This is a genomic window from Bacillus sp. Nf3 (genome assembly GCF_003028545.1).
In the GTDB taxonomy this organism is placed as follows: Bacteria; Bacillota; Bacilli; order Bacillales; family Bacillaceae; genus Bacillus; species Bacillus safensis.
On the sequence record NZ_PYUA01000002.1, the window covers coordinates 280,590 to 305,802 of the forward strand.

Genomic DNA, 25,213 nt, shown 5'->3' on the forward strand with positions numbered 1-25,213 from the left:
GAAATGGGACGTAGCTATGAAAAATCAAAACAAGCATTTGAAGAAGCACAGCATTTAATGCCTGGTGGTGTCAACAGCCCTGTACGTGCATTTAAATCAGTCAACACAGACCCGATTTTTATGGAACGAGGCAAAGGCGCCAAGATCTATGATATTGATGGAAATGAATACATCGATTATGTCTTATCATGGGGACCACTGATTTTAGGACATACGAATGATCGTGTCGTTGAAAGCATTCAGCGAGTAGCGGAAAATGGGACAAGCTTCGGTGCTTCTACGTTAGTTGAAAATGAATTAGCTAAACTTGTATCAGAGCGGGTCCCTTCCATTGAAGTCATTCGCATGGTCAGCTCTGGTACAGAGGCGACGATGAGTGCACTTCGTCTAGCTCGCGGTTTTACAGGCAGAAATAAAATTGTGAAATTTGAAGGCTGCTATCATGGCCACGGTGATTCTTTGCTCATTAAAGCGGGTTCTGGAGTGGCAACGCTTGGACTGCCTGATAGTCCTGGTGTTCCTGAAGGGACTGCAAGCAACACGATCACAGTGCCGTACAATGATTTAGAAAGCATTCAAGTTGCTTTTCAAGAATTTGGCGACGATATTGCTGGTGTCATTGTAGAGCCGGTCGCAGGAAATATGGGGGTTGTCCCTCCGCAAGAAGGTTTCTTGCAAGGGCTGAGAGACATTACGGAGCAATACGGATCATTACTCATTTTTGATGAGGTCATGACAGGCTTTCGTGTGGATTATCACTGCGCGCAAGGATATTTTGGCATCACACCTGATTTGACGTGTCTTGGTAAAGTCATTGGAGGCGGTCTTCCGGTCGGTGCTTATGGCGGAAGAGCGGATATTATGAGACAAATTGCGCCAAGTGGTCCAATTTATCAAGCAGGAACGTTATCTGGTAACCCTCTTGCGATGACAGCAGGCTTAGAAACTCTAAAACAGCTCACACCTGAGTCTTATGAAGAGTTTAAACGAAAAGGTGACCGTTTAGAAGAAGGTATTTCGAAAGCAGCAAAAGCATATGGAATTCCATTAACGTTTAACCGTGCGGGTTCCATGATCGGATTCTTCTTTACAAATGAAGAAGTGATCAATTATGACAAAGCGAAAACAGCTGATCTTGCTTTATTCGCTGAATTTTACAAGGAAATGGCCGATCACGGCATTTTCCTCCCGCCTTCTCAATTTGAAGGACTATTCCTGTCAACAGCTCATACAGATGAAGACATCGAATATACCATTGAGACAGTGGAAAAGGTTTTTCAAAAACTACGTCGATAAAACAAAAGCCGATATGGAGACATATCGGCTTTTTGCGTTGGAGAAAACGAATCATATTTTCACTTCCTCCCACATACAACTGTATTGACATCTAATTTTATTTTTTAAGGATTAGATGAAAGGAGGACACCGACTTGTCTCAAAACAATCGATTACAGTTTTCGGTAGAAGAATCCATTTATTTCAAAAGCGGACAGGAAGTCAGTGAGCTGCTGTCAATTTCTCTCGACCCTGACATTCTCGTTCAAGAAGTGAATGATTATGTTTCCATTAGAGGTTCACTCGAGCTAACAGGAGAATACAACATAAATCAAGAGGAGCTATTGGGTGAATTGAGTTCCTTTCCAACATACAGGGAAGCAGATGAGGTAAAGGTAAGAGAAGACGGAACGGCGGAGCTTCTGCATCAATTTCCAGTCGATATCACCATTCCGAAGAACAAAATTAGTCATTTAAATGATGTGTTTGTGTTCATTGATGCGTTTGATTACCAGCTGACAGAGAATCGTTTGCTTACCATTCAGGCTGATTTAGCCATCGAGGGCTTGTTAGACGAGGAAACGCCTCAAGCGCCTGTAGAGGAGCCGTATGAATTTGTCCATCGTCCTGAAGAGGATGATGGCAATATGGCTTACGATTATCAGTTGCAGCCGGAACAAGAAGAGCAAGAAGACCTGCAAAGCGAAGAACATGAGGATGATGAGAAGCAGCATGTATTCCAACATGACACGCGCGCCGAGCAAGAGGAACAGGAAGATCAAGAAGAAGAAATTGAGATAGAACTGATGAACAGGGAAGTAGAGGAAGTGCTCGAAGAACCCGAGGAACCTGAAGAACAAGAAGAGCCGGAACAGCCGAGTAATCAAGAAGAAGCTGTGGCGCTTGGCTATCGATCCATCCCTGAAGCTCAGGTGCAGGAACCGCCATTTTTTGAACCGCCTAAGCTTTTAGAAGAAGAGGAGCGGGATGATACGTACTTTGAAGTGGAAGTGAGAAAAGATCCGGAAGCTGCAGAAGAGCAGGAAGAAACGGTACAGTCGTATCCGGCATTTGAAGCACCTGCTTATCAAGTGGAACCTGAGCAAGAGGAGCAGGATGACGAATATCAGCTTGGGCGGTTATATGAACGGGAAGCACCTAAAATATATGAGTCAGCTCAAGAAGAAGAGGAGCTTGAAGAAGACGTGAGAGAAACGTCTGGCAGTGAGAACTCTCTTTATTTAACAAAGCTGTTCGCTAAGCAGGAGGAGGAAGATTTTTCTCGCATGAAAATATGTATAGTTCAGCAAGAAGATACGGTCGATCGTATTTGTGAGAGATATCAATTGAATGTGCAGCAGCTTCTTCGCACAAACTCATTATCGATTGATGCGGAGCTTGAGGAAGGGCAGATTCTTTATATTCCTGAATATCAAAAAAGCAATGCATAGCAAGCGATGACTGACCGAGAAAATGTGGTGAGTGGACGTGGATGAAATCCAATCTGTCTTATACGAATACGGACTTGAGGCTGAATATATTGAACCTGTCAGTCCTGTTGTCATCAAGGTATATACAAAGCAGGGTGTATTTGCCTTGAAGCGAGTAAAAGCCAACCGGCATATGCAATTTACTGAACAAATGCTTGAACTAGAATCAAAGGGATATCGCTCCTTTGTGCCGATTTATCGGACGAAGAGCGGTTCCTTTTTCTCAAGTCATCGGGAAAGCCAGTATGCATACTATCTTATGCCGTGGCTGACGAATGAAAAGAGAGAAGAGCAGGACGATAAGCACGAATATTTATTTCAAGAGATTGCAAGACTTCATAAGCGGACTGAAGTCATGATCGATATCACAGAGCAAGAGATAGAAGCGCATTACACCCAAATCAAGACCAAATGGGAAACAGAGAAAGACATGTATGAACGATTCATAGAGCGGGCAGAACAAACGTGGTATATGTCGCCATTTGAGCTGGCCGCTGCTATGTATTTTTCAGAGGCGATGTCTGCCAGCGAATTTGCGCTTGAACGATTAGAAGATTGGCATGAAGAAATGAAAGACAAAGAGACAACGCGTGTTGTGCTAAATCATGGACAGCTATCGATCCATCATTTTTTGTATAATGATGTAGGAACAGGACATTTCACCAATTTCGAGCGGTCTAAAAAAGCCGCCCCCATCTATGATCTTCTGACCTATTACTTTCGGACATTCAAAACCTATCCCACGTCTTGTCCTGAATGCACTTCTTTGTTTTATACGTATCAAAAAGGAAACCCTTTTCGGGAGGAAGAACTGCATTTGTTCCTAAGCTACCTTGCTTATCCGCAAGTGCTCTTTGATACAGTAAAAGCTTATGAAGCAGGCGGACAGGATGAAATGGAAAGTTGTCAGCAGTTGTTAAGAGCGTATTGGCAGATGAAAAATTCTGAGCCGACCGTCATGAAGATTCATGAGATTGAGCAGGCTAGACGGCTTGAAGAAGAACAAAGTGCCTCGTCATCAGCGGAATGACGAGGCTATGTTGCGTTGGCTATATATGGGCAGGTACATAAGCATGAGTTTTTTTAAAACCAATCAAGATGAAAGGCACAGGCGAGAAAAATAAGAATACCTAGAATGAGGACGTCAAATGTTGTAGGGAAAATGATCGTACGAAATCCTTGAAATATAGCAATCGGGAGAACGACTTGGGAGGCAACTGCCCGAATTTGCCTCAGCCAGGGGGGGAGTGTGTAAGGATTGATCTTCTTCAAATCAAACGCCCTCCTTCTTCATTTTGTTATTATCATATGGGCAAAAGGGCGAAGGGTGCCTGCCCAATTTGTATAAAGAAGAAGAAAAGCGGAAAAGATGATTGACGAAAACAAAAGGCATTTAGTAATATAAATAAAAGATGAGTATGTGCTGATGAACGTGATATATCGTAAGCGTAGATCAGGAAGAGTACGAGCAAGACCCTAAAGAGAGGGAAGCCAAGAGCTGAGAGGTTTCCTAGGATGTACTTGTTTGGAAGGTCGCCTGTGAGCTTAATTTCTTGAATGAACAAGTAGAGAAATTCGGGAGAACCCCGTTATCCTTTAGAGTGTATGGGACACGTGTATGTGTCTCATGAAAAAAGGTGGTACCGCGAAAAAGCTTTTTCGTCCTTTTATAAGGATGGAAAGGCTTTTTTTATGTTTCATCAGCCGAAAAAATGTGGAGGTTACACAAATGGGAACAAATAATCAAGAAATGCCAACAAAGTACGATCCTAATGCGATTGAAAAAGACCGCTATACGTACTGGCTTGAAGGAAAATTCTTCGAAGCACAAAATGACAAAACGAAAGATCCATATACAGTCGTCATTCCTCCACCAAACGTGACAGGAAAACTGCATCTTGGGCATGCATGGGATTCTACACTCCAAGACATCGTGACACGTATGAAACGGATGCAGGGCTATGACGTTCTTTGGCTTCCAGGTATGGACCATGCCGGTATTGCGACTCAAGCAAAAGTCGAGGCAAAGCTTCGCGAAGAAGGCGTAAGCCGGTATGACCTTGGCCGGGAGAAATTTGTGGAAGAAACGTGGAAATGGAAAGAAGAATATGCAGATTTTATTCGCAGCCAGTGGGCGAAAATGGGTCTTGGTCTCGATTACTCCCGTGAACGTTTTACTTTAGATGAAGGTCTGAATAAAGCCGTTCGCCAAGTGTTTGTTCAATTGTACGAAAAAGGGCTTATTTATCGCGGAGAGTACATCATTAACTGGGATCCAGCAACGAAAACGGCACTTTCTGATATTGAAGTGATTTATAAGGATGTTCAAGGTGCGTTTTATCACTTGAGATATCCGCTTTCAGATGGCACGGGTTCAATTGAAATTGCGACAACAAGACCTGAAACAATGCTGGGGGATACAGCTGTAGCCGTACACCCTGATGACGAGCGCTATCAGCATTTGATTGGAAAAACAGTGGTTTTACCAATTACAGGCCGCGAGATCCCAATCGTCGGTGATGACTATGTCGATATGGAGTTTGGTTCAGGTGCTGTGAAAATTACGCCTGCTCATGACCCGAATGACTTTGAGCTTGGAAACCGCCACGGGCTAGAGCGTATTCTTGTCATGAATGAAGATGGCACAATGAATGCGAATGCACTGCAATATAAAGGGATGGACCGTTTCGAATGCCGCAAACAGCTTGTGAAGGATTTACAAGAAGAAGGCATTTTGTTCAAAATTGAGGACCACATGCATTCAGTTGGTCATAGTGAGCGAAGTGGAGCTGTCGTTGAACCGTATTTATCGACACAATGGTTTGTGAAAATGCAGCCGCTGGCAGACGAAGCCATTCATCTGCAAAAAGGGGACGACCAAGTTCAATTTGTTCCAGACCGATTTGAAAAGACATATTTACATTGGATGGAAAATATCCGTGACTGGTGTATTTCTCGTCAGCTATGGTGGGGACACCGTATTCCGGCTTGGTATCATAAAGAAACGAAAGAAGTATATGTTGGACTTGAAGCACCAGAAGATATTGAGAACTGGGAACAGGATAACGATGTACTTGATACATGGTTCAGTTCAGCTCTTTGGCCGTTTTCTACAATGGGCTGGCCGGATGCAGACAGTGAAGACTTCAAGCGCTACTATCCAACCAATCTGCTTGTAACTGGCTATGACATCATTTTCTTCTGGGTATCCCGCATGATCTTCCAAGGTCTTGAATTCACAGGAGAAAAACCGTTCAAAGATGTCCTTATTCATGGGCTTATCCGCGATGAACAAGGGCGTAAAATGAGTAAGTCGCTCGGCAACGGAATTGATCCAATGGAGGTCATCGACAAATACGGTGCGGATTCATTAAGATATTTCTTAGCGACTGGAAGCTCACCAGGTCAGGATCTTCGCTTTAGCTTTGAAAAGGTTGAATCCACTTGGAACTTTGCGAACAAAATTTGGAACGCATCCCGTTTTGCTTTAATGAATATGGATGGTCTAACGTATGATGAGCTTGATTTAACAGGAGAAAAATCAGTTGCTGATCAATGGATTTTAACACGCTTAAATGAAACAATTGAAAGTGTCACACAGCTTGCTGACAAGTATGAATTCGGTGAAGTGGGCAGACATTTATACAACTTTATTTGGGATGATTTCTGTGATTGGTACATTGAAATGGCGAAACTTCCGCTTTATGGAGAAGACGAAGCAGCGAAGAAAACGACTCGTTCGATCCTTGCGTATGTATTAGATCAAACGATGAGACTTCTACATCCGTTTATGCCGTTCTTAACAGAAGAAATCTGGCAGCATCTACCGCATGAAGGTGAGTCCATTACTGTTGCGGCATGGCCTGAAGTGAAGCCGGAGCTTTCCAACGAACAAGCTTCTGCTGATATGAAGCTGCTTGTGGAACTCATCCGCTCTGTTCGTAACATTCGCAGTGAAGTGAACACGCCAATGAGCAAACAAGTAGAGCTTTACATTAAAGCCTCTACATCTGATGTGCAGGAACGCTTAGAGAAAAACCGTTCATATATTGAGCGCTTCACGAACCCAAGTGTTCTTGAAATTGGCACGGATATCCCAGCTAGTGATAAAGCGATGACGGCTGTTATTTCTGGAGCAGAACTCATTCTGCCGCTTGAAGGCTTAATCAACTTAGATGAAGAAATTGCTCGTCTGCAAAAAGAGCTTGATAAGCTGACAAAAGAAGTGGAACGAGTACAGAAAAAGCTTGGCAACGAAGGCTTTATGAAAAAAGCGCCTGAAAGTGTCGTAGAAGAAGAGCGTGCGAAAGAACGTGATTATGTCGCAAAACGCGAAGCTGTTCAAAAGCGTATTGAAGAGCTGAAAGCATAAGGTTGAAAAGACGGCTCCTAATGAAAGGGAGTCGTCTTTTTTGAAAATTTCGTATGAAATGAGAGATGACATTGTTTACAACCTATCATGAAGCCATTGATTGGATTCACAGCAGACTGGCCTTTGGCGTAAAACCGGGTCTTGAACGAATGAAATGGCTGATGAACAGACTAGGAAATCCGGAACAAAGTATAAAAACAGTACATGTTGCAGGTACAAATGGTAAAGGATCAACCATTGCGTTTACGCGTTCTGTGTTGCAGGCAGCCGGCTATTCGGTCGGAACTTTCACCTCTCCGTTTATACTAACGTTCAATGAAAGAATCAGCGTGAATGGAGTGCCTATAGATGATGAAGAATGGCTGAGTTTGGTGAATGAAATCAAGCCTTTTGTTGACGAATTAGATCAAACAGAGCTTGGCGCAGCGACTGAATTTGAAATCATTACAGCATGTGCATTTGCTTATTTTGCTCATGTGCACCAAGTAGACTTTGTCCTCTTGGAAACAGGGCTTGGCGGAAGGCTTGATTCTACAAATATTGCTGTGCCTATTTTAACAGCGATTACGTCGATTGGTCATGATCATATGGCCATTTTAGGTGACACACTTGAACAAATTGCAACTGAAAAAGCGGGCATTATCAAAGAGGGTATTCCAATGATCACGGCAGTTCACCAGCCTGAAGCTCTTGCTGTCATTCAAAACACAGCCAAAGAAAAGAATGCTGAATGTATTTCATTACATGATACTTGTAGCTTTGATGAGCAGCAGCCAACAGAAACAGGTGAACGTTTCACGTTACGCACATCAAAAAAGCAGTATCCACAGCTTGAAACACGATTAATCGGAACGCATCAAAGGCAAAATGCTTCTCTTGCTGTTTTACTCATTGAATGGCTGGAGCAAGAAGGCTATATTAGCGTGACAAAAGAGCAAATATATGAGGGCATTCGGCAGGCAGTTTGGGCTGGGAGATTTGAAAAAGTCAAAGATCATCCTCTAGTGTATTTAGACGGCGCTCATAATGAAGAAGGGATCGACCGTTTAATTGAAACTGTACAAGCTCATTTTTCTAGTAAACAGGTGCATATATGTTTTAGTGCTTTAAAAGATAAGCCGTACAAGCAAATGATTCAAAAGCTTGAAGCTGTCAGTTCTTCCATCCATTTTGTTTCATTTGATTTTCCAAGAGCCGAATCAGCTGAAAAGCTTTATGTATGCAGTCAGTTAGACGCAAAGTCGTATGATGATGACCCTCGTACAGTGCTTGAGTTCATTCAGAAAAAAAGTGATGATCCTTCAGCGGTGATCATTGTGACAGGATCTCTTTATTTTATTTCAGATATACGAAATCGTATTTTAAGGTAATCAAAAGACGCAATTGCTTTTATGCAATGTGCGTCTTTTTTTTTGAAATGCGGGTTTACTAGGTACTCAAGTTGAAGCTGATGACGGGAAGGAATTCTATATGGAGTGAACATATTTTATTCGATGCCCATCCCTTCTTATTCCCTCTATGACGATTTATGGGATATTTTTAATCAAATTTCACTTCAAGTAATGACTGCTACTTTTTGGAATAGATTATTTTGGGTTTAATGTAACTATATAGTACAATGGATAAAAAGGTGTATCGCGTAGTATTAATGTATAAATTAACAGATTGTCATTTAATTTTTAAAACGCTTTTCCTCAAATTTCATCTGAAAGGAGGAATAACTTGTTTATTATCAGTGGAGTTCTTCTTTCTTTTATGTTATTAATAGTTGTTTCAATAGTTGTAATCCTTTTTAAGCGAATTATTTTAGGGAAAAGCATAGGTGTTTACTATACTCCCTTTGACAATATTACTGGAAACACCAGTATTGAATTTCATGAAGAGCAAAATGAAGAAGGAAATGAAGACGATCAAGGTAATGATAAGGATAAAAATAAGGGGAAAAGATTCTAGCCGCTAATAAATAATGAATTATTTAATAGTGTGATGGAAGTGTTGTTGAGATAATATATGGTGTTAATTTTAGTGCTCTTCTTACAAAATGGGCGTAAAAATAATTGCTTAAACAAGATTAAGTATATGGAGATTTTATAAAGACGGGTAAGCTTCTATCTTGTGCTCTTTCTTGTTAGGATATCTGTTTTATTATCTTGTCATATTTGATCAAAAATTTGTGAGTTTGAAGGAAAAGGGTTAGGTATTTGTAACACTTTTTCTCGGATATCCGAAATCGTATTTTAAGGTAATCAAAAGACGCAATTTCTTCTATGTAATGTGCGTCTTTTTTCTTTTGAAATGTAAATGAGAGGGGAAATCACATTTTCATCAGGTGTTCAAGGTGAATCGCTATGGTACAATCCGGGATATTCTATTTCCGGAAGGAGCCGCGATATATGATAGGCATTTTTGTGTTTCTTGCAGGCATCACCATGGGGTCGTTCTTTCATCTAGTTGGTGAAAGGCTGCCACTTAAGCGGTCTATTCTTTTTCCTCGTTCTCACTGCACAGTGTGTAAACAGCCGCTTTCCCTGCACGAGATGATCCCGCTCGTTTCGTATGCGTTATTGAGGGGAACTTGTAAACATTGCGGCACTCGGCTGTCTTTGCTATATCCACTGGTTGAGCTGCTGTCAGGTAGTCTTTTTTTGCTCATGTATAGAATTGCTGGTATTTCGTTTGAAGGTCTTTTTCTTGTGATTCTTTGTAGTTTATTTGTGATTGCTGTCGTGAGTGATCTCCTTTATATGAGGGTGCCAAACGAGCTGTTTCTCTTCTTTTTCCCTCTTTTCGTCATATACCGCATGCTTGAACCACTTCTTATTTGGTGGGAAGGAGCGGCTTCGCTTCTTTTTTGCTTTCTCATGTTTTATAGTTTAGAACGTTTCAAGCCAAATAGCATGGGCGGTGCTGATGTGAAGCTGTTCAGTGTGCTTGCATTTTGCCTTGGCTTCAAGCCATTCCTTCTCATTCTTTTCCTCTCGTGTATCGCTGGAATCGCCTATGCAAAGGTTTTTTCATTTCAATTAGATGAACCATTTCCCTTTGTTCCTGCGATCTCTTTTTCTTTTTGGCTGTATCTCTATGGAGCTCATCTCATGCTCCCATTCGTAGGGTCGACTGGTTGAAAAAATTGGCGAACACTTTTTTTCCCTGCCGACAAAAGTCTTGTTCTTTTTTTTTTCCGCTATGTTAAAGTGTGAAACAGAAAGAAGGACGGGTACATTCGCGCTGATTCATTGGACAAAAAGGTCTTTCTTACAAACAATGTCAGAAAGCGGGGAATGACAGTGAAAAAAAGGCAGGCAAAAAAACAAGGGTTAAAAGTCAATATTAATGGCAAAGAAAAAATGCTTCATGAAGATGATCACCAGCCGCCAAAACAGCAAGAGGATGATCAAGTGACGTTTTCGAATTGGGAGGAAAAAAGGCAGTCAGAACAGGAGACAGCTGCATCTGAGGAAGAACCGGATAAACCGAAAGAAGAAGACTTCCAGTGGGATGATGCAGCTGATCATATTTATCATTCTGATCCAAAGGTCGTCACACCTTATCAAAAGAAAAAAGGTTCCTTTGATCAGAAGTTCGGTAAAAACCGCGGCCCGTTTAAGAGAGTGATGACAACGATTGTGTTTGCAGTGGTTCTTGGGACAGGCCTTGGTGTGTTTGCACTTAGCTTAAGCCAAGATGGTACTCAGAATCCATCAGGAGGAGATATCAGCGTTTCAGCATCCGGAAATCAATCATCGATGAAAGCAGGTGGTGATGCGCCGCCAACAGATACTGCTGATGGATCAAAAGAGAATAAAAATGAAAAAAGTGCCTCTGGCCATTTTTCAACCTATGTCGTACAGGCTGGAAAGTTTTCCTCTGAAAAAGGAGCAGATGAATTAGTTGGCAGTTTAAAAGAAGCAGGGTATGCGGGAAAAAAGATCTCAATGGATGATGGCTATTATGTCATTGCTGGGCTGGCGACAGAACAGGGCATGACAAGTGCTGTTGGGAAGAAGCTGATTGATCAGCACTTTGAGGCATGGGGAGGCAAGGAGCTCTCATTTCAAGTACCGGATGAGTTGACTAGTTTAATAGAAAAGGCATCTCTATTATCCTCTAAGGTCATTGCAGGAGATGATGTAGATCAAAAGGACGTTACGCAGCTGATCTCTGAGCTTGAAAGTGCCAAAACAACGGACGCACCAGCTAAAAGCAGTTTGCTGAAAGCGGTACAACTGTTAAATGAACCTACTGCTGAAAACGCGTGGAAATCTCAGCAGGCACTGCTTGATCAATTAAATACGTAAAATCATATTTTAAGAAACCAAACTAGTCAAAAAATGACTAGTTTTTTTCTTTTGCATCCAACATAATGATGAAGGAACATGAAAAATGAAATTTTCGTAAATTGTCCGTAAGATGTACATTTGATAGGATGAATGGGTATCTTACTTCTTAGGCTAAACCCTGAAAGGATGAACAAACATGAACCGATTGATTCTCGCATCTCAATCCCCTAGAAGAAAAGAATTGCTTGATCTAGCAGGGTTTTCTTATGACATTCAAGCAAGTCAATTAAAAGAAGAAATAAATCGAAACTTTTCTCCTGCAGAGAACGTCCAATGGTTGGCAGAACAAAAAGCAAGTGATATTCAAAGATTATATCCCGAAGCTGTGATTATTGGTGCAGATACGATTGTTGCAATTGACGGCAAATGTCTTGGGAAACCAAAAGACAAGGAAGAAGCGGCCTCAATGCTTCAATTATTGTCAGGAAAGACACATCAAGTCTTGACGGGTGTCACGATTCAGTCAGAGAATAGAAAAGAAACATTTTATGAACAGACAGAAGTAACGTTTTGGACACTTACGCAAAATGAAATAGACCGCTATATCGAAACGGGAGAACCGCTTGATAAAGCGGGAAGCTATGGCATTCAAGGAAAAGGCGCACTGTTTGTTCAAAAAATAGATGGTGATTATTTTTCCGTTGTAGGTCTCCCTATTGCCAAAACAGTTAGAGTGCTCGAAACATTTGGAATCACCCCTTTTTGATGACAGGAAGGAATCTAAAAGGAGTGGGCATCATGAACGATTTCCCTATGTTGCTAAAGCATTTTCCTCAAGATGAAAAGCCGAGAGAACGATTGATCAAATATGGTCCCGGCAGTATGTCAAACCATGAACTTGTTGCGATTCTTTTAAGGACAGGCACAAAAAAGGAATCAGTTCTTCAAATTTCCGCAAGACTTCTGCAAACATTTGGCGGTCTTCGCACTATAAGAGAAGCCTCAATTGAAGAAATGTCGAAGATTCGAGGAGTTGGAAAGGCGAAGGCGGTCTCTCTTTTAGCTGCTTTAGAACTTGGCACTAGATTACACCATCAAACGACGGACAACCGCTATGTGATCCGCACACCAGAGGATGGGGCAAACTTTGTGATGGAAGATATGAGGTTTTTACAACAGGAAAATTTCGTTTGTCTTTATCTCAACACAAAAAATCAAGTTCTTCATAAACATACCGTGTTTATTGGAAGTCTGAACTCATCCATCGTTCACCCGCGTGAAATTTTCAAAGAGGCCTTTAAACGGTCCGCTGCTTCATTTATTTGTGTGCACAACCATCCATCTGGAGATCCGACGCCCAGCAGAGAAGATATTGAAGTCACACAGAGACTATTTGAATGTGGAAAGCTGATTGGAATACAGCTGCTTGATCATCTTGTCATAGGTGATCAAAAATTTGTGAGTTTGAAGGAAAAAGGGTATTTGTAACACTTTTTTTTTCAATGTTTTACGATATAATAGAGTTTATGAGTTTTTCCCTAAGGGAATTTTGGTTTAAGAAAGGAAGATACATACATATGTTTGGAATTGGTACAAAAGACCTTGGAATAGATCTTGGAACAGCGAATACGCTTGTTTTTATTAAAGGAAAAGGCATTGTTGTGAGAGAACCTTCGGTCGTAGCTTTGGAAACTGATACGAAGTCTATAGTGGCGGTCGGAAATGATGCTAGAAATATGATTGGTCGTACACCTGGTAATGTTGTGGCACTACGCCCAATGAAAGACGGAGTCATTGCAGATTACGAGACGACAGCAACAATGATGAAATATTACATTAATCAAGCATTAAAAGGCAAAGGGCTTTTTGCTCGTAAACCTTACGTCATGGTATGTGTGCCATCTGGCATTACAGCTGTAGAAGAGCGTGCGGTCATTGATGCAACAAGACAAGCTGGTGCACGTGACGCATACCCGATTGAAGAACCATTTGCTGCGGCAATCGGTGCTAACCTGCCTGTATGGGAGCCAACAGGAAGTATGGTTGTGGATATTGGCGGCGGTACAACAGAAGTAGCGATTATTTCTCTTGGCGGCATTGTGACATCACAATCAATCCGTGTTGCAGGTGATGAAATGGATGATGCGATCAGCAGCTACATCCGTAAAACGTATAACCTGATGATTGGTGATCGTACGTCAGAAGCGATTAAAATGGAAATCGGTTCTGCGCAGCCTGATGTACATGATGAGATGGACATTCGCGGACGTGACCTTTTAACAGGTCTGCCAAAGACAATCTCTATTACGGCAGAAGAGATTGCAAAAGCGCTTCGCGATACGGTGGAAACAATTGTCGATGCAGTAAAAATGACGCTTGAAAAAACCCCGCCTGAGCTGGCAGCAGATATTATGGACCGCGGAATTGTTTTAACAGGAGGCGGTGCATTACTGCGTAATCTTGACAAAGTCATTAGCGATGAAACGAAAATGCCAGTCATTATTGCTGAAGATCCGCTTGACTGTGTGGCGATCGGAACAGGGAAAGCACTAGAACATATTCATTTGTTCAAAGGAAAATCAAAAGATAATCGATAATCGGGCGTAATTAAAGAGGTGTAAGACATGCCGCAGTTTTTTATGAATAAAAGATTAATGTTGCTCCTTGTCTGTGTCATCGTACTGGTGGCCATGATTGGTTTTTCAGTGAAAAGCGGCAGAGGTGCTTCATGGCCGGAAAAATTAGTGGGGGATACGACAGGCTTTTTTCAAGGTGTCTTTCATAAACCATCACAATTTATTGCCGGTATTTATGGGAACGTACAAGATTTAAAGAACACATATGATGAAAACGAGCGTCTTCGAAAAAAACTTGATGGACAAACCCAATATGAGGCGAAACTTCAAGAACTAGAAGATGAGAACAAAAAGCTTCGCAAACAGCTCGGGTATGTGAACTCTGTTCGTGATTACACGCCAATTCTATCAACTGTTATTGCAAGAAACCCATCTCTTTGGGATAGCTTTGTGATGATTGATAAAGGGAAAAAACAAGGCGTTGACAAAGATATGGCGGTCACAAATGAGAGTGGCGCATTAATTGGGAAGATTGAAAGTGATAAGCTCAACAATTTTACTTCAACTGTAAGGTTGCTAAGCTCTACTGACCAAAATAATAGAATTTCAACGAAAATTTTTGCGAAAAAGGGCAAAGAAGAACTCAATGGAATCATTAACGGTTATGACAGCAAGAAAAAAATGCTGACTATGAATATTCTAAAATCCGATGCAGATGGGGATGTCAAAAAAGGAGATCTTGTTGAAACATCTGGAGCAGGGGGCGTATTCCCACAAGGCTTGACGATTGGTAAGGTGAGTGAAATCGAGCCAGACCATTACGGCCTGACAAAAATCATTTACGTAGAACCAGCGGCTGAACTCAACAATTTAGACCGTGTGATTGTGGTGAATCGCAGCACAAGTACAGCAGATGCATCTGAATTGACGAAGGAGGAAGGCTCGTGAAACGTGTCCTTCTTGCTTTCGTCATGTTGTTTATCTTCGTATTTGACAGCATTTTTGTCGATTTAGTGAAGCTCCCATTTGTTTCAGAGAATCAAATTTTAGCTCCTCATTTCATTTTACTTGCACTTGTATTTATGACTGCTTTTGTGAATCAAAAATATGGTGTGATTTACGGATTTATCTTTGGACTTTTATATGATATTTCATATACAGGCATACTTGGTGTTCATATGTTTGGCTTTGGGGCGCTTTGCTATTTGCTAGCAAAAGCCTTTAAAGTTCTGCAAACGAATATGTTAGTCGTCGTCTTTCTGTCGATTATTGCTGTTTCCGTGATGGAGTTTTATGTATACGGCGTTCAAGCGACAATTCAACCAGGGATTATGCCGTTTAATACGTATGTCATCGAACGCTTTATTCCAACGATTCTTTTAAATACTGCTGCGTCTCTCATACTTGTTGTGCCGCTTAGGCTCTTTTTCATCAATGTGAAACAAGGACTGATCGACGAATAAAAGCAGGAGTTTGTCCAATTACGGCGAAATGAGTATGTTGTTGAGGTGAGCATCTTGAAAACTCAAAAACAGCAATATGTGACGATAAAAGGTACAAAAAACGGATTAACATTACAGTTAAATGATGACTGTTCGTTTGATGATCTTCTTTCTGGCTTGCGAGAGGTTCTTTTACTTGAGCAATATACAGATGGAAGAGAAGGACATAAGGTCAATGTGCATATTAAGCTTGGTTTTCGTTATTTAACGGAGGATCAGGAGACACGTTTGACTGAAGCGGTGTCTGAAAATGAACATCTCGTGATCCACTCCATTGAAAGTGACGTCATGTCAACTGAAGAGGCGAGACGATTAAAAGCAGAGGCTGAAATTACTTCTGTAGCAAAAATTGTACGCTCTGGACAGGTGCTGTATGTCGAAGGAGATCTTTTATTAATAGGAGATGTCAATCCTGGCGGAACGATTCGCGCAGGAGGAAATATTTTTGTGCTTGGTGCATTAAAAGGTGTGGCGCATGCTGGATGTAATGGCAACAAACAGGCTGTTATTGCGGCATCTCATATGATTCCAACACAGCTTCGCATCGCACAAGTTTTTAACCGTGCACCAGACCAAAAAGAAGATGGAAATGAAATGGAATGTGCTTATTTAGATATAGATGGCAATATGATCATTGAACGCCTGCAGCAATTGGCTCATATAAGACCTAATCTGACAAGGCTTGAGGGAGGAATGTGAAATTGGGCGAGGCTATTGTGATTACCTCAGGAAAAGGCGGCGTTGGCAAAACAACAACATCTGCAAACTTAGGCACAGCACTAGCAATTCAAGGAAAAAAAGTGTGTCTAGTTGATACGGACATCGGCCTTCGGAATCTGGATGTCGTGATGGGGCTTGAAAACCGCATTATTTATGATCTAGTTGATGTAGTAGAAGGAAGATGCAAAATTCACCAAGCGCTTGTAAAAGATAAGCGTTTCGAGGATCTTTTGTATCTTTTACCTGCTGCTCAAACAAGTGATAAAACGGCTGTGGAGCCGGAACAGATCAAAGAATTAATTCAATCATTGAAACAAGACTTTGATTATGTTGTCATTGACTGCCCTGCTGGAATTGAGCAAGGCTTTAAAAATGCTGTATCAGGTGCAGACAAAGCCATTGTCGTGACGACACCTGAAATCTCAGCTGTGAGAGATGCAGACCGAATCATCGGTTTGTTAGAACAAGAAGATATCGAACCGCCTCGTTTGATTGTCAACCGTATTCGTACACACATGGCGAAAAATGGCGATTCAATGGATGTAGATGAAGTGGTACATCACTTATCGATTGATCTACTTGGCATCGTAGCAGATGATGATGATGTGATTAAGGCTTCAAACAATGGTGAACCGATTGTTATGGATGCTAAAAACAAAGTATCGATTGCATATCGCAATATTGCCCGCCGCGTACTAGGTGAATCTGTTCCGCTTCAATCCTTTGAAGAAGAAAACAAGGGAATGTTTGCAAAGCTGAAAGCATTTTTTGGTGTAAGAGCATAATCGTGATAGAAAACCTTTACAGTCTAGTAAGGACGAGCACTGGAGCGCAGACCTGACAACGAATGCTAGGGTTTGTCTACACGCTGAGACCGATTCGATTTAGAATCGGTCTTTTTGTTGCATATCAGATGAGGTTGTCACATAAAATGTACAAACTGTTTGTATGTAAAGGGTGATCTCATGAAAAGAGTGGACGAGTACCGAAAGAAAATCGCGCAGCGCCGCAAAACGATGCAGCCAGCTGCTCCTCCTAAGAAGACGGCTTTCAAGAAAAAAGAGGATATCCCGCCATGGGTTATGCTGACAGAGGAAGAAAAGCATTCTGGCTCGACCTCCTATGAACCGGCGTCCCATCAGCCAAAGAAATATCGTCATCCCTTATTTAATCCGAATACTTTTGTACTTAAATGCTTATTATCAGCGTCCCTTGTGTTGATTGCTGCCATTTCGTTTAAAGGTCAGGCAGGTCCGTTTCAGCAGCTGAAGCCGATGATTACTCAGACCTTTGAGCAAGATTTTCAATTTGCTGCTGCCAACCGTTGGATAGAAAAAACAGTCGGACATCCGCTGGCATTTTTAACAGAGAAAAAAGAGGGCCAAAAGGACGTACAAGCGAATCAAGAACTAGCTGTGCCTGCCTCTGGTAAAGTGCAGGAATCCTTTACGCAAAATGGAGCAGGGGTCAAAGTCGAGACATCAGCTGAAGCGATTGATAGTATGAAGGAAGGCTACGTGGTCGAGGTGAAAAAGCAAAGCGATACAGGGCTTACCGTGGTGGTGCAGCATGCAGATAACAGCTATAGCTGGTACGGTCAATTAAAGAAAGCCGATGTGGCCTTATACGATTTTGTCGATAAGGGTGAAAAAATTGGCCAGATTTCGCTTGATGATCAAGGGAAGGGCACGTATTACTTTGCCATTAAGCAAAATGAACAATTTATCGATCCTATTCAGGTGATGACCTTTGAATAGATGGCTGCTCATGCTGACGAAAATTCACATCCATCCGCTGCTGTGGATTGTGATGGCTTTTGCGATTCTGTCAGGTCAAATCAAGCCGCTGCTTTGTCTGCTCGTGATCGTCTGTGTCCATGAACTTGGACATGCAGCGGCTGCCTGCTATTATCATTGGCGCATTCGGCGGATTTTTTTACTGCCATTTGGCGGAACGGTGGAAGTAGAGGAACATGGGAACCGTCCGTTAAAAGAAGAGCTGGCGGTCATTTTGTGCGGGCCGCTTCAGCATGTACCGCTCCAGCTCATGGCATGGCTTTTCATGGAGGCTTCTCTTATCTCGCACGACGTCTTTACGATGTTTACCTTTTATAATATGGCGATTTTCCTTGTGAATCTTTTGCCCGTTTGGCCGCTTGATGGCGGAAAATTATTCTTTTTGCTCTTATCCGTTTTTTACCCATTCCAACGTGCACATGCCCTAGCAATAAAAGGCTCACTTGTCTTTTTCGGTCTATTGACAGGAGGGTTACTTTTGTTTGCACCACTGCAATTCAATGGCTGGGTGCTACTCACTTTTTTAGCTTATTCACTCGTGATGGAGCACAGGCAGCGGCATTACGTCAGGGTGCGCTTTTTACTAGAACGGTATTACGGTAAAAAAGAGCAAAAGGTAGAAAAACTGATTCCGCTGAGAGCAAGTGCAGAGGAAAAAGTATACGAAGTAATGGCACGATTTCAAAGGGGCTGCAAGCATCCGATTATTATTGAAAGAGATGGCGTGAAGATGAGCCTGCTTGATGAAAATGAACTGCTCCATGCGTATTTTTCAGATCGCAGAACCACCTCCTCAATGGAAGAGCTTCTTTTACCGTACTAATGGTGAAAATACATTGACATTCTGCGTCTAGTTTGATATATTTTTTAATGTTATGGATATGTAGCACCCGTGCTACAACCGCGCGGAGCAGGTGCAAAGAGCCTATTGGCCCCCTGTATTCGGCGAGTCTGAGTTTATTAGGAGGTGCAGAGATGTACGCAATTATCGAAACTGGTGGTAAACAAGTAAAAGTTGAAGAAGGTCAAACTGTTTATGTTGAAAAACTAGCTGCTGAAGCAGGTGAAACAGTAACTTTCGAAAACGTATTGTTTGTCGGCGGAGACACTGTCAAAGTGGGTAACCCTTCAGTTGCTGGAGCAACAGTAACGGCTAAAGTTGAAAAACAAGGTCGCGGTAAGAAAATTACTGTGTTCAAGTACAAACCGAAGAAAAACAACCACAAGAAACAAGGTCATCGTCAACCTTACACTAAAGTTGTTATCGAAAAAATCAACGCTTAAGGCGTGTGAGTGATATGATCAAAGCAACCATTACTCGGTCTTCAGCAGATGAAAGCATTACGTCTTTTCAGATGACTGGACATGCCGAGTTTGCTGAAAAAGGTCAGGATCTCGTTTGTGCAGGTGTATCTGCTGTTGTTTTCGGCTCAGTCAATTCAATTATTGCACTGACAGGATTGGACCCACTGCTTGATATTGGTGAAGAAGGCGGCTATTTCTCTTTTGAGGTGCCAGCTGATACAGACCCAGTATCCTTTGAAAAAGCCCAGCTGCTTTTAGAAGGCATGGTCGTTTCCTTAGAGACAATTGAACGAGATTATCACGATTATGTGAGAATATCAACAAAAAAATAGGAGGTGAACTTCATGCTTAGATTAGATCTTCAATTTTTCGCATCTAAAAAAGGGGTAGGTTCTACAAAGAACGGACGTGACTCTGAGTCTAAACGTTTAGGCGCTAAACGTGCTGATGGTCAATTCGTAACTGGTGGTTCTATCCTTTATCGTCAACGTGGAACGAAAATCTATCCAGGTGAAAACGTTGGACGCGGAGGCGACGACACTCTTTTCGCTAAAATCGACGGAACGGTTAAATTCGAACGTTTCGGTCGTGACCGTAAAAAAGTGAGCGTATATCCTGCGGCACAATAATTGCTAAAAACTCCGGTCATTGACTGGAGTTTTTTTCACTTTTACAAGCAGTACCGAAGATGATAAAAGAAGATGCACTCCATAAATATCAAAGAACGTTTGCTGACTTTGCCTCATTTTCTCCTATACGATCAGAAAAAACAACCTTTCCTCACATAACTAGTGTTTTTCTATGCTGTCTTCTCTGTTATAATTCAGGGAGACATATTGATGATAAGACTCCTAAAAGAGAGACCAAACGATTGGGAGTGCGATAATGGAAGAGATACCAAGTAAAGAAAATGAAAAATTAACTCACGTTGCATTAACAAATGAATTGATCTATCTGCTCAGTCGTTCAAGACACGACTGGATGAATAAATTACAGCTGATCAAAGGCAACTTGACATTAGAAAAATATGACCGCGTGTTTGAAATTATAGAAGAAATGGTCATTGAAGCACAGCATGAATCCAAACTCTCAAATTTAAAAATTCCCCAATTGGCCTATTACTTTCTAACATTTAATTGGGAGTCGCATTTTATCACCTTAGAATATGAAGTGCTTGGTGAAACCCGAGACTTATCAGCATATGAATCGCAGCTGCTAACGGTATCACAGGAGTTGTTTTCGATATTCGATCAATCAGTTTGCCAAAAAACTGAAAATCATTTAACGGTCACGTTCCAAACAGATCATGAAGAAAATGATGTGATCTTATATTTTGATTTCAAAGGAAAATTAACAAGTTTGGATGCGTTAAATGCGTTTCATGACGCAAACTATCCATGTATGAGTATAACGCAATTTCATGTGACGCCTCATGAGTCCATGATTGAGCTTTGTTTGAGGCAAGAACGAGATATGTGATGCAGAGAAACGGAGGAAGTTATGTTTGTAGATCAGGTTAAAGTGTATGTTAAAGGCGGTGACGGCGGAAACGGTATGGTGGCGTTCCGTCGTGAAAAATATGTACCAAAGGGCGGCCCAGCAGGCGGCGACGGCGGAAATGGTGCAGATGTTGTATTTGAAGTAGACGAAGGACTTAGAACGTTAATGGACTTTCGTTATAAGCGTCATTTCAAGGCTGACCGCGGCGAGCATGGAATGAGTAAAAACCAGCATGGCCGAAATGCGGAAGAAATGATTGTCAAAGTTCCGCCGGGTACGGTTGTGACAGATGCAGAGACGGAACAAGTACTAGCTGACTTGACAGAGCATGGGCAGCGTGCTGTGATTGCCAAAGGCGGACGTGGCGGACGTGGAAATTCACGCTTCGCAACACCAGCAAATCCTGCGCCACAGCTTTCTGAAAACGGTGAGCCAGGAAAAGAACGTGACGTCATCTTAGAATTAAAAGTACTTGCAGATGTTGGACTTGTTGGTTTCCCAAGTGTCGGGAAGTCAACGCTGCTTTCAATTGTCTCTTCTGCGAAACCAAAAATTGCGGATTATCATTTTACAACGCTTGTGCCGAACCTCGGAGTTGTTGAAACAGACGATAACCGAAGCTTTGTTATGGCGGATCTGCCAGGACTGATTGAAGGAGCGCACGAAGGCGTTGGCTTAGGTCATCAATTTTTACGTCATATTGAGCGTACACGTGTCATTGTCCATGTCATTGATATGTCTGGACTTGAAGGGCGTGACCCATACGAAGACTACGTGACGATTAATGAAGAGCTTGAGCAATACAATATGAGATTGACAGAGCGTCCGCAAATCATTGTTGCGAACAAAATGGACATGCCAGATGCAGCTGACAATCTAGCGGCATTTAAAGAAAAATTAACGGATGACTATAAAGTGTTCCCGATTAGTGCGATCACAAGAGAAGGGCTTCGTGAGCTCTTATTTGAAATCGCCAATCAGCTTGAAACAACACCGGAATTCCCGCTCTATAATGAAGAGGAGCTGTCGGATAACCGCGTGATGTACAGATTTGATGAGGGTGATGCACCATTTGAGATCTCTAGAGATCCTGATGGCACATTTGTCTTAACGGGTAAAGCACTTGAGCGTCTCTTTAAGATGACAGACTTCTCAAGAGATGAATCCGTTAAACGATTCTCTAGACAGCTGCGCGGTATGGGTGTCGACGATGCCTTGCGTGAGCGCGGTGCAAAAGATGGCGACATCATTCGTCTGCTTGAATTTGAATTCGAATTTATTGATTGATCAACAGGAGGGTCCAGACCATGGGCTCTCCCGTTTTTAAAAGGGGAGAAAACAGGTGAAAGAAGAAACGTTCTATTTAGTAAGAGAGGATGTACTTCCAGATGCGATGCGAAAAACGCTTGAAGTCAAAAAGCTTCTCGATCGCAAAAAAGCGGATTCAGTTGCCGATGCTGTTCAAAAAGCGGATTTAAGCCGCAGTGCTTTTTATAAATACCGAGATGCTGTTTTTCCATTTTATACAATGGTAAAAGAGCAGATCATCACATTGTTTTTCCACCTTGAAGACCGGTCTGGGGCTCTGTCAAGGCTGCTTCAAATTGTGGCTGACTCTGGCTGTAATGTGTTATCCATTCACCAAACGATTCCGCTGCAAGGAAGAGCGAATGTCACCCTATCGATTAGTACGGCAGGTATGGCAGATGATATTAATACCGTCATGAATCAATTAAGAAAGCTTGAATTTGTCGAAAAAGTTGAAATTCTAGGTTCTGGGGCGTAAAAGGAGAGATCATAGCAGATGAAGCAATTAACTGTAGGTTATTTTGGACCAGAGGCAACATTTACTCATTTGGCCGTATGCTCTTGTTTTCCAAAAGATGCAGTGCAGCGTGCCTATGCAACGATTCCGCAATGTATGGATGCTGTGTCAAAGGGCGAAGTCGATTTGGCGGTCGTTCCACTTGAAAATGCACTCGAAGGATCTGTGAACTTAACGATTGATTATTTAATTCATGAAGAAGCGTTGTCCATTGTGGGGGAGATGACAGCACCGATACGGCAGCATTTGCTTGTCCACCCATCAAGAGCGGAGAGCTGGGAGACGTTAGATGTCATTCAATCACATCCTCACGCGATTGCCCAGTGTCATCAATTTCTGAAAAAACAGTACCCTCATATTCCTCACAGGCCAGTGGAATCAACAGGCTATGCAGCAAAATACATCAGTGAGCATCCAGATGAAGCTGTCGGGGCTATTGCCAATGAAATTGCCGCAAAAACGTATGGTTTGACGATTGCGAAAAAAGACATTCATGATTATCCGCACAACCATACACGCTTTGTGATTTTACATAAAGATCCTAATGCATCGTTCCCAATGAATTCTGGTTTTTCATCAAAGCCAAAAACGACCATTGTGGTCAGTCTGCCTAAGGATGACCAATCAGGTGCATTGCACCGCGTGCTGTCTGCTTTTTCTTGGCGGAATCTTAACTTGTCAAAAATTGAATCTCGTCCGACAAAAACAGGTCTTGGACACTATTTATTTATTATTGACATTGAAAAAGAAATGGATGATGTACTAGTCCCTGGTGCGATTCAAGAATTAGAAGCGATTGGCTGTGAGGTCAAGCTGCTCGGCAGCTATCAAACATATGAATTAACGAATGAAAAATAGTGTCCCAACCAGGACACTATTTTTTTAGTCTTTTATTAAAAACCCAGCATCATCCAGCGCTTGAATGGCTTGATCAAGCTGCTTTTGGCTGTAAGAAGTGAGAGTATGCAAATGTACGCCGTCTGTTAGTTCTGACAAGTAGGACGCGCCGGTGTTAGAAATATGATGGACAAAATCAGCGACTTGTTTCCGAGTGCTGACGCGAATGGAGGCCGTTAGTTCACCATAAACAGGATGCTCAATGATCACATCTTTCACCGTCACTCCAAAGTCTACAATCAAGGTCAGTTCCTCTTCTGTGCGAGCAGGATCATGCTTACAGGCGATGATTTGTTCAATTTCTCTTTCTGGCGCATGCTGCGCTGCCATATACACATAGCCTTGGCTTGTGGCAATAATGGGTTCATTTTTTGCTTTTAATAATGAAATATCTTGTACAATGACTTGTCGAGAGACAGCCGCTTTTTTAGCTAAAAAGCTTCCAGTAAGCGGTGTGTCTGTTTCTTTCAGCCACTCTAAAATGGCGGTTCTTCTTTCTTCGCCAATGAGTTTCCTCTCTTGCTCCACGTCCTAAGCTCCCTTCTTCTCCTTTTGCAAATGGTCAAATGTATGCAAAAGCTGATCGATGTCATCTTTTGATGACTGCCATCCAAATGATAGTCGAATAAATTGAAGGGCATCACGATCTGATACACGCAATGCCTTCACAGCAGGGGAAGGATGGTGATAACCAGAAGCACATGCGCTTCCAGTTGATAGACAAATCCCATGCCGGTTACATGCTAACATTACATATTGTCCTTCAAACCCTTCAAAAAAACAACCAATAATATGAGGCAGTGTACGGCGATTGTCATTGTCCTGAAGTGTACGAACTGGCAGCTGTCTGATTTTTAACTGTTGAAGAAAATAATCACGCAGCTGTTCATCTAATTTTTGCTGTTCATCCAGCCTAAGCATTGCTTGTTCACTTGCAGCAGCAAAAGCACCGATACACGGAACATTCACTGTCCCTGGACGTAAGCCATTTTCCTGAACTGCTCCTGTATATAAAGGTTTCCAAGGAACATGAGCGCCCATATAAACGGCACCAGCACCTTTAGGAGCATACACTTTATGACTTGAGATGGACACGGCATCGACTCCAAGTTCTTTGATGGACACACGTATCTTTCCAAATGTTTGCACAGCATCTGTATGAAAAAGAATGTTCCTTTCTTTTAAAAGAGGTGCTAAATCAGCAAGCGGCTGGATAATCCCTGTTTCTGAATTAGCATGCTGAATAGATACGAGTCCTGTTTCAGGCAATAATGCTTTTTTGAGAATGTCCTCTGTTATGATTCCATCCTGATTCGGTTCAATGATGGTGACTTTTACGCCAAGACGCTCTAAGCTGCTAACTGCATGATGAACAGAGGGGTGCTCGACTGAAGTTGTGATGACATGCTGTTTATGTGCTGGTAGTCCATTGATGATCAATTGAATCGCAAGGAGATTGGATTCAGTTCCACCGCTTGTAAAGTAGATCCCATCTGGTTCACCCTCGATCATGGCAGCGAGTGATTGTCTGCTGTAAGTCAATATGTCATTTGCCTTTCCTCCAGCATCATGAAGACTGCTTGCATTTCCGTAGAAATTTTTACTCAGCTGCTCAAAAACATGCAGTGCTTCTTCTGAAACAGGTGTAGAAGCTGCGTAATCTAAATAAACCAAC

The 25,213-nt window shown here is 42.0% G+C and carries 27 protein-coding genes and 2 other annotated features; of the genes, 24 read left to right on the plus strand and 3 right to left on the minus strand.

Going from position 1 to position 25,213, the window contains the following annotated elements:
• Positions 1 to 3: 3 nt before the first annotated feature.
• From hemL to ysxE, 3 genes are all read left to right on the plus strand, one after another.
• Positions 4 to 1,296: a glutamate-1-semialdehyde 2,1-aminomutase gene (gene hemL, locus C9414_RS06200; protein WP_039180405.1), complete on the plus strand. Its 1,293-nt coding sequence runs from the start codon at positions 4 to 6 to the stop codon at positions 1,294 to 1,296.
• 134 nt (positions 1,297 to 1,430) lie between these two features.
• Entirely contained in the window at positions 1,431 to 2,726 is a 1,296-nt protein-coding gene (locus tag C9414_RS06205) for a LysM peptidoglycan-binding domain-containing protein (protein WP_107163284.1), read from the plus strand.
• Positions 2,727 to 2,763: 37 nt separating this feature from the next.
• Entirely contained in the window at positions 2,764 to 3,795 is a 1,032-nt protein-coding gene (ysxE, locus tag C9414_RS06210) for a spore coat protein YsxE (RefSeq protein ID WP_064497861.1), read from the plus strand.
• 53 nt (positions 3,796 to 3,848) lie between these two features.
• Here the strand turns inward: ysxE and C9414_RS06215 are convergent, their stop codons facing one another.
• Complete coding sequence (locus C9414_RS06215) at positions 3,849 to 4,037, minus strand: hypothetical protein (protein ID WP_003216497.1); 189 nt, start codon at positions 4,035 to 4,037, stop codon at positions 3,849 to 3,851.
• Between the two features lie 168 nt (positions 4,038 to 4,205).
• Positions 4,206 to 4,435: a binding site (T-box leader), on the plus strand.
• Positions 4,436 to 4,494: 59 nt separating this feature from the next.
• Here C9414_RS06215 and C9414_RS06220 point away from each other — a divergent pair.
• The 21 genes from C9414_RS06220 (at position 4,495) to pheA (ending at position 23,499) form a co-directional block, all read left to right on the plus strand.
• On the plus strand, positions 4,495 to 7,137 hold the full coding sequence (locus C9414_RS06220) for a valine--tRNA ligase (RefSeq protein WP_041086475.1): 2,643 nt from the start codon (positions 4,495 to 4,497) through the stop codon (positions 7,135 to 7,137).
• A 65-nt stretch (positions 7,138 to 7,202) separates the two neighbouring features.
• Entirely contained in the window at positions 7,203 to 8,507 is a 1,305-nt protein-coding gene (locus tag C9414_RS06225; RefSeq protein WP_107163285.1) for a bifunctional folylpolyglutamate synthase/dihydrofolate synthase, read from the plus strand.
• Between the two features lie 352 nt (positions 8,508 to 8,859).
• Positions 8,860 to 9,090, plus strand: a complete 231-nt coding sequence (locus C9414_RS06230; RefSeq protein ID WP_228280361.1) for a DUF3951 domain-containing protein — start codon at positions 8,860 to 8,862, stop codon at positions 9,088 to 9,090.
• Between the two features lie 440 nt (positions 9,091 to 9,530).
• Positions 9,531 to 10,262, plus strand: a complete 732-nt coding sequence (locus C9414_RS06235; protein WP_107163286.1) for a prepilin peptidase — start codon at positions 9,531 to 9,533, stop codon at positions 10,260 to 10,262.
• Positions 10,263 to 10,418: 156 nt separating this feature from the next.
• Positions 10,419 to 11,435, plus strand: coding sequence for an SPOR domain-containing protein (locus C9414_RS06240; protein WP_107163498.1), 1,017 nt, complete (start codon positions 10,419 to 10,421; stop codon positions 11,433 to 11,435).
• A gap of 178 nt (positions 11,436 to 11,613) precedes the next feature.
• On the plus strand, positions 11,614 to 12,183 hold the full coding sequence (locus tag C9414_RS06245; RefSeq protein WP_047203336.1) for a Maf family protein: 570 nt from the start codon (positions 11,614 to 11,616) through the stop codon (positions 12,181 to 12,183).
• A 47-nt stretch (positions 12,184 to 12,230) separates the two neighbouring features.
• Positions 12,231 to 12,905 (plus strand): RadC family protein, encoded by a 675-nt coding sequence (gene radC, locus C9414_RS06250; protein WP_181286121.1) that lies wholly within the window; start codon positions 12,231 to 12,233, stop codon positions 12,903 to 12,905.
• Positions 12,906 to 12,994: 89 nt separating this feature from the next.
• The gene (locus tag C9414_RS06255; RefSeq protein WP_007501538.1) at positions 12,995 to 14,014 is read left to right on the plus strand and encodes a rod shape-determining protein; all 1,020 of its coding nucleotides are present in this window, start codon (positions 12,995 to 12,997) and stop codon (positions 14,012 to 14,014) included.
• A 27-nt stretch (positions 14,015 to 14,041) separates the two neighbouring features.
• A complete protein-coding gene (mreC, locus tag C9414_RS06260) occupies positions 14,042 to 14,941 on the plus strand; it encodes a rod shape-determining protein MreC (protein ID WP_039180383.1) in 900 nt (299 codons plus the stop codon).
• Complete coding sequence (mreD, locus tag C9414_RS06265) at positions 14,938 to 15,456, plus strand: rod shape-determining protein MreD (protein ID WP_039180381.1); 519 nt, start codon at positions 14,938 to 14,940, stop codon at positions 15,454 to 15,456. The genes mreC and mreD overlap by 4 nt, the downstream gene beginning before the upstream one ends.
• A 54-nt stretch (positions 15,457 to 15,510) precedes the next feature.
• Positions 15,511 to 16,194 carry a septum site-determining protein MinC gene (gene minC / locus C9414_RS06270; protein WP_039180377.1) on the plus strand — a complete coding sequence of 228 codons (684 nt, stop codon included), beginning with the start codon at positions 15,511 to 15,513 and terminating at the stop codon, positions 16,192 to 16,194.
• A 2-nt stretch (positions 16,195 to 16,196) separates the two neighbouring features.
• On the plus strand, positions 16,197 to 17,000 hold the full coding sequence (minD, locus tag C9414_RS06275; protein WP_017358134.1) for a septum site-determining protein MinD: 804 nt from the start codon (positions 16,197 to 16,199) through the stop codon (positions 16,998 to 17,000).
• Between the two features lie 180 nt (positions 17,001 to 17,180).
• Positions 17,181 to 17,972, plus strand: a complete 792-nt coding sequence (locus C9414_RS06280) for a M23 family metallopeptidase (RefSeq protein WP_107163288.1) — start codon at positions 17,181 to 17,183, stop codon at positions 17,970 to 17,972.
• Positions 17,965 to 18,834: a M50 family metallopeptidase gene (locus C9414_RS06285; protein ID WP_107163289.1), complete on the plus strand. Its 870-nt coding sequence runs from the start codon at positions 17,965 to 17,967 to the stop codon at positions 18,832 to 18,834. The genes C9414_RS06280 and C9414_RS06285 overlap by 8 nt, the downstream gene beginning before the upstream one ends.
• Before the next feature lie 66 nt (positions 18,835 to 18,900).
• Positions 18,901 to 18,974: a sequence feature (ribosomal protein L21 leader region), on the plus strand.
• A gap of 12 nt (positions 18,975 to 18,986) precedes the next feature.
• Entirely contained in the window at positions 18,987 to 19,295 is a 309-nt protein-coding gene (gene rplU / locus C9414_RS06290; RefSeq protein ID WP_003216781.1) for a 50S ribosomal protein L21, read from the plus strand.
• Between the two features lie 14 nt (positions 19,296 to 19,309).
• Complete coding sequence (locus C9414_RS06295; protein WP_024423158.1) at positions 19,310 to 19,648, plus strand: ribosomal-processing cysteine protease Prp; 339 nt, start codon at positions 19,310 to 19,312, stop codon at positions 19,646 to 19,648.
• 12 nt (positions 19,649 to 19,660) lie between these two features.
• On the plus strand, positions 19,661 to 19,945 hold the full coding sequence (rpmA, locus tag C9414_RS06300) for a 50S ribosomal protein L27 (protein WP_003216586.1): 285 nt from the start codon (positions 19,661 to 19,663) through the stop codon (positions 19,943 to 19,945).
• 256 nt (positions 19,946 to 20,201) lie between these two features.
• Positions 20,202 to 20,795 (plus strand): sporulation initiation phosphotransferase B, encoded by a 594-nt coding sequence (locus C9414_RS06305; protein ID WP_024423157.1) that lies wholly within the window; start codon positions 20,202 to 20,204, stop codon positions 20,793 to 20,795.
• A gap of 21 nt (positions 20,796 to 20,816) precedes the next feature.
• On the plus strand, positions 20,817 to 22,103 hold the full coding sequence (obgE, locus tag C9414_RS06310) for a GTPase ObgE (RefSeq protein WP_039180364.1): 1,287 nt from the start codon (positions 20,817 to 20,819) through the stop codon (positions 22,101 to 22,103).
• A 55-nt stretch (positions 22,104 to 22,158) separates the two neighbouring features.
• Positions 22,159 to 22,602 carry an ACT domain-containing protein gene (locus tag C9414_RS06315; RefSeq protein ID WP_008342790.1) on the plus strand — a complete coding sequence of 148 codons (444 nt, stop codon included), beginning with the start codon at positions 22,159 to 22,161 and terminating at the stop codon, positions 22,600 to 22,602.
• A gap of 18 nt (positions 22,603 to 22,620) precedes the next feature.
• Entirely contained in the window at positions 22,621 to 23,499 is an 879-nt protein-coding gene (gene pheA, locus C9414_RS06320; protein WP_024423155.1) for a prephenate dehydratase, read from the plus strand.
• A gap of 24 nt (positions 23,500 to 23,523) precedes the next feature.
• On the opposite strand, the gene C9414_RS20140 is transcribed toward pheA, so the two are convergent.
• Entirely contained in the window at positions 23,524 to 24,066 is a 543-nt protein-coding gene (locus tag C9414_RS20140; protein ID WP_041086449.1) for a transcription repressor NadR, read from the minus strand.
• Positions 24,067 to 24,069: 3 nt separating this feature from the next.
• Positions 24,070 to 25,212, minus strand: a complete 1,143-nt coding sequence (locus tag C9414_RS06325) for an IscS subfamily cysteine desulfurase (protein WP_181286112.1) — start codon at positions 25,210 to 25,212, stop codon at positions 24,070 to 24,072.
• Position 25,213: the final 1 nt, after the last annotated feature.

Coding starts and splice junctions, on each gene's coding strand:
- C9414_RS06305 (WP_024423157.1), top strand. CDS start 20,202: ATGGAAGAGATACCAAGTAAAGAAAATGAAAAATTAACTCACGTTGCA.
- C9414_RS06255 (WP_007501538.1), top strand. CDS start 12,995: ATGTTTGGAATTGGTACAAAAGACCTTGGAATAGATCTTGGAACAGCG.
- C9414_RS06235 (WP_107163286.1), top strand. CDS start 9,531: ATGATAGGCATTTTTGTGTTTCTTGCAGGCATCACCATGGGGTCGTTC.
- C9414_RS06220 (WP_041086475.1), top strand. CDS start 4,495: ATGGGAACAAATAATCAAGAAATGCCAACAAAGTACGATCCTAATGCG.
- hemL (WP_039180405.1), top strand. CDS start 4: ATGGGACGTAGCTATGAAAAATCAAAACAAGCATTTGAAGAAGCACAG.
- rpmA (WP_003216586.1), top strand. CDS start 19,661: ATGCTTAGATTAGATCTTCAATTTTTCGCATCTAAAAAAGGGGTAGGT.
- C9414_RS06295 (WP_024423158.1), top strand. CDS start 19,310: ATGATCAAAGCAACCATTACTCGGTCTTCAGCAGATGAAAGCATTACG.
- pheA (WP_024423155.1), top strand. CDS start 22,621: ATGAAGCAATTAACTGTAGGTTATTTTGGACCAGAGGCAACATTTACT.
- C9414_RS06245 (WP_047203336.1), top strand. CDS start 11,614: ATGAACCGATTGATTCTCGCATCTCAATCCCCTAGAAGAAAAGAATTG.
- obgE (WP_039180364.1), top strand. CDS start 20,817: ATGTTTGTAGATCAGGTTAAAGTGTATGTTAAAGGCGGTGACGGCGGA.
- rplU (WP_003216781.1), top strand. CDS start 18,987: ATGTACGCAATTATCGAAACTGGTGGTAAACAAGTAAAAGTTGAAGAA.
- mreC (WP_039180383.1), top strand. CDS start 14,042: ATGCCGCAGTTTTTTATGAATAAAAGATTAATGTTGCTCCTTGTCTGT.
- C9414_RS06240 (WP_107163498.1), top strand. CDS start 10,419: ATGACAGTGAAAAAAAGGCAGGCAAAAAAACAAGGGTTAAAAGTCAAT.
- radC (WP_181286121.1), top strand. CDS start 12,231: ATGTTGCTAAAGCATTTTCCTCAAGATGAAAAGCCGAGAGAACGATTG.
- C9414_RS06225 (WP_107163285.1), top strand. CDS start 7,203: ATGACATTGTTTACAACCTATCATGAAGCCATTGATTGGATTCACAGC.
- C9414_RS06280 (WP_107163288.1), top strand. CDS start 17,181: ATGAAAAGAGTGGACGAGTACCGAAAGAAAATCGCGCAGCGCCGCAAA.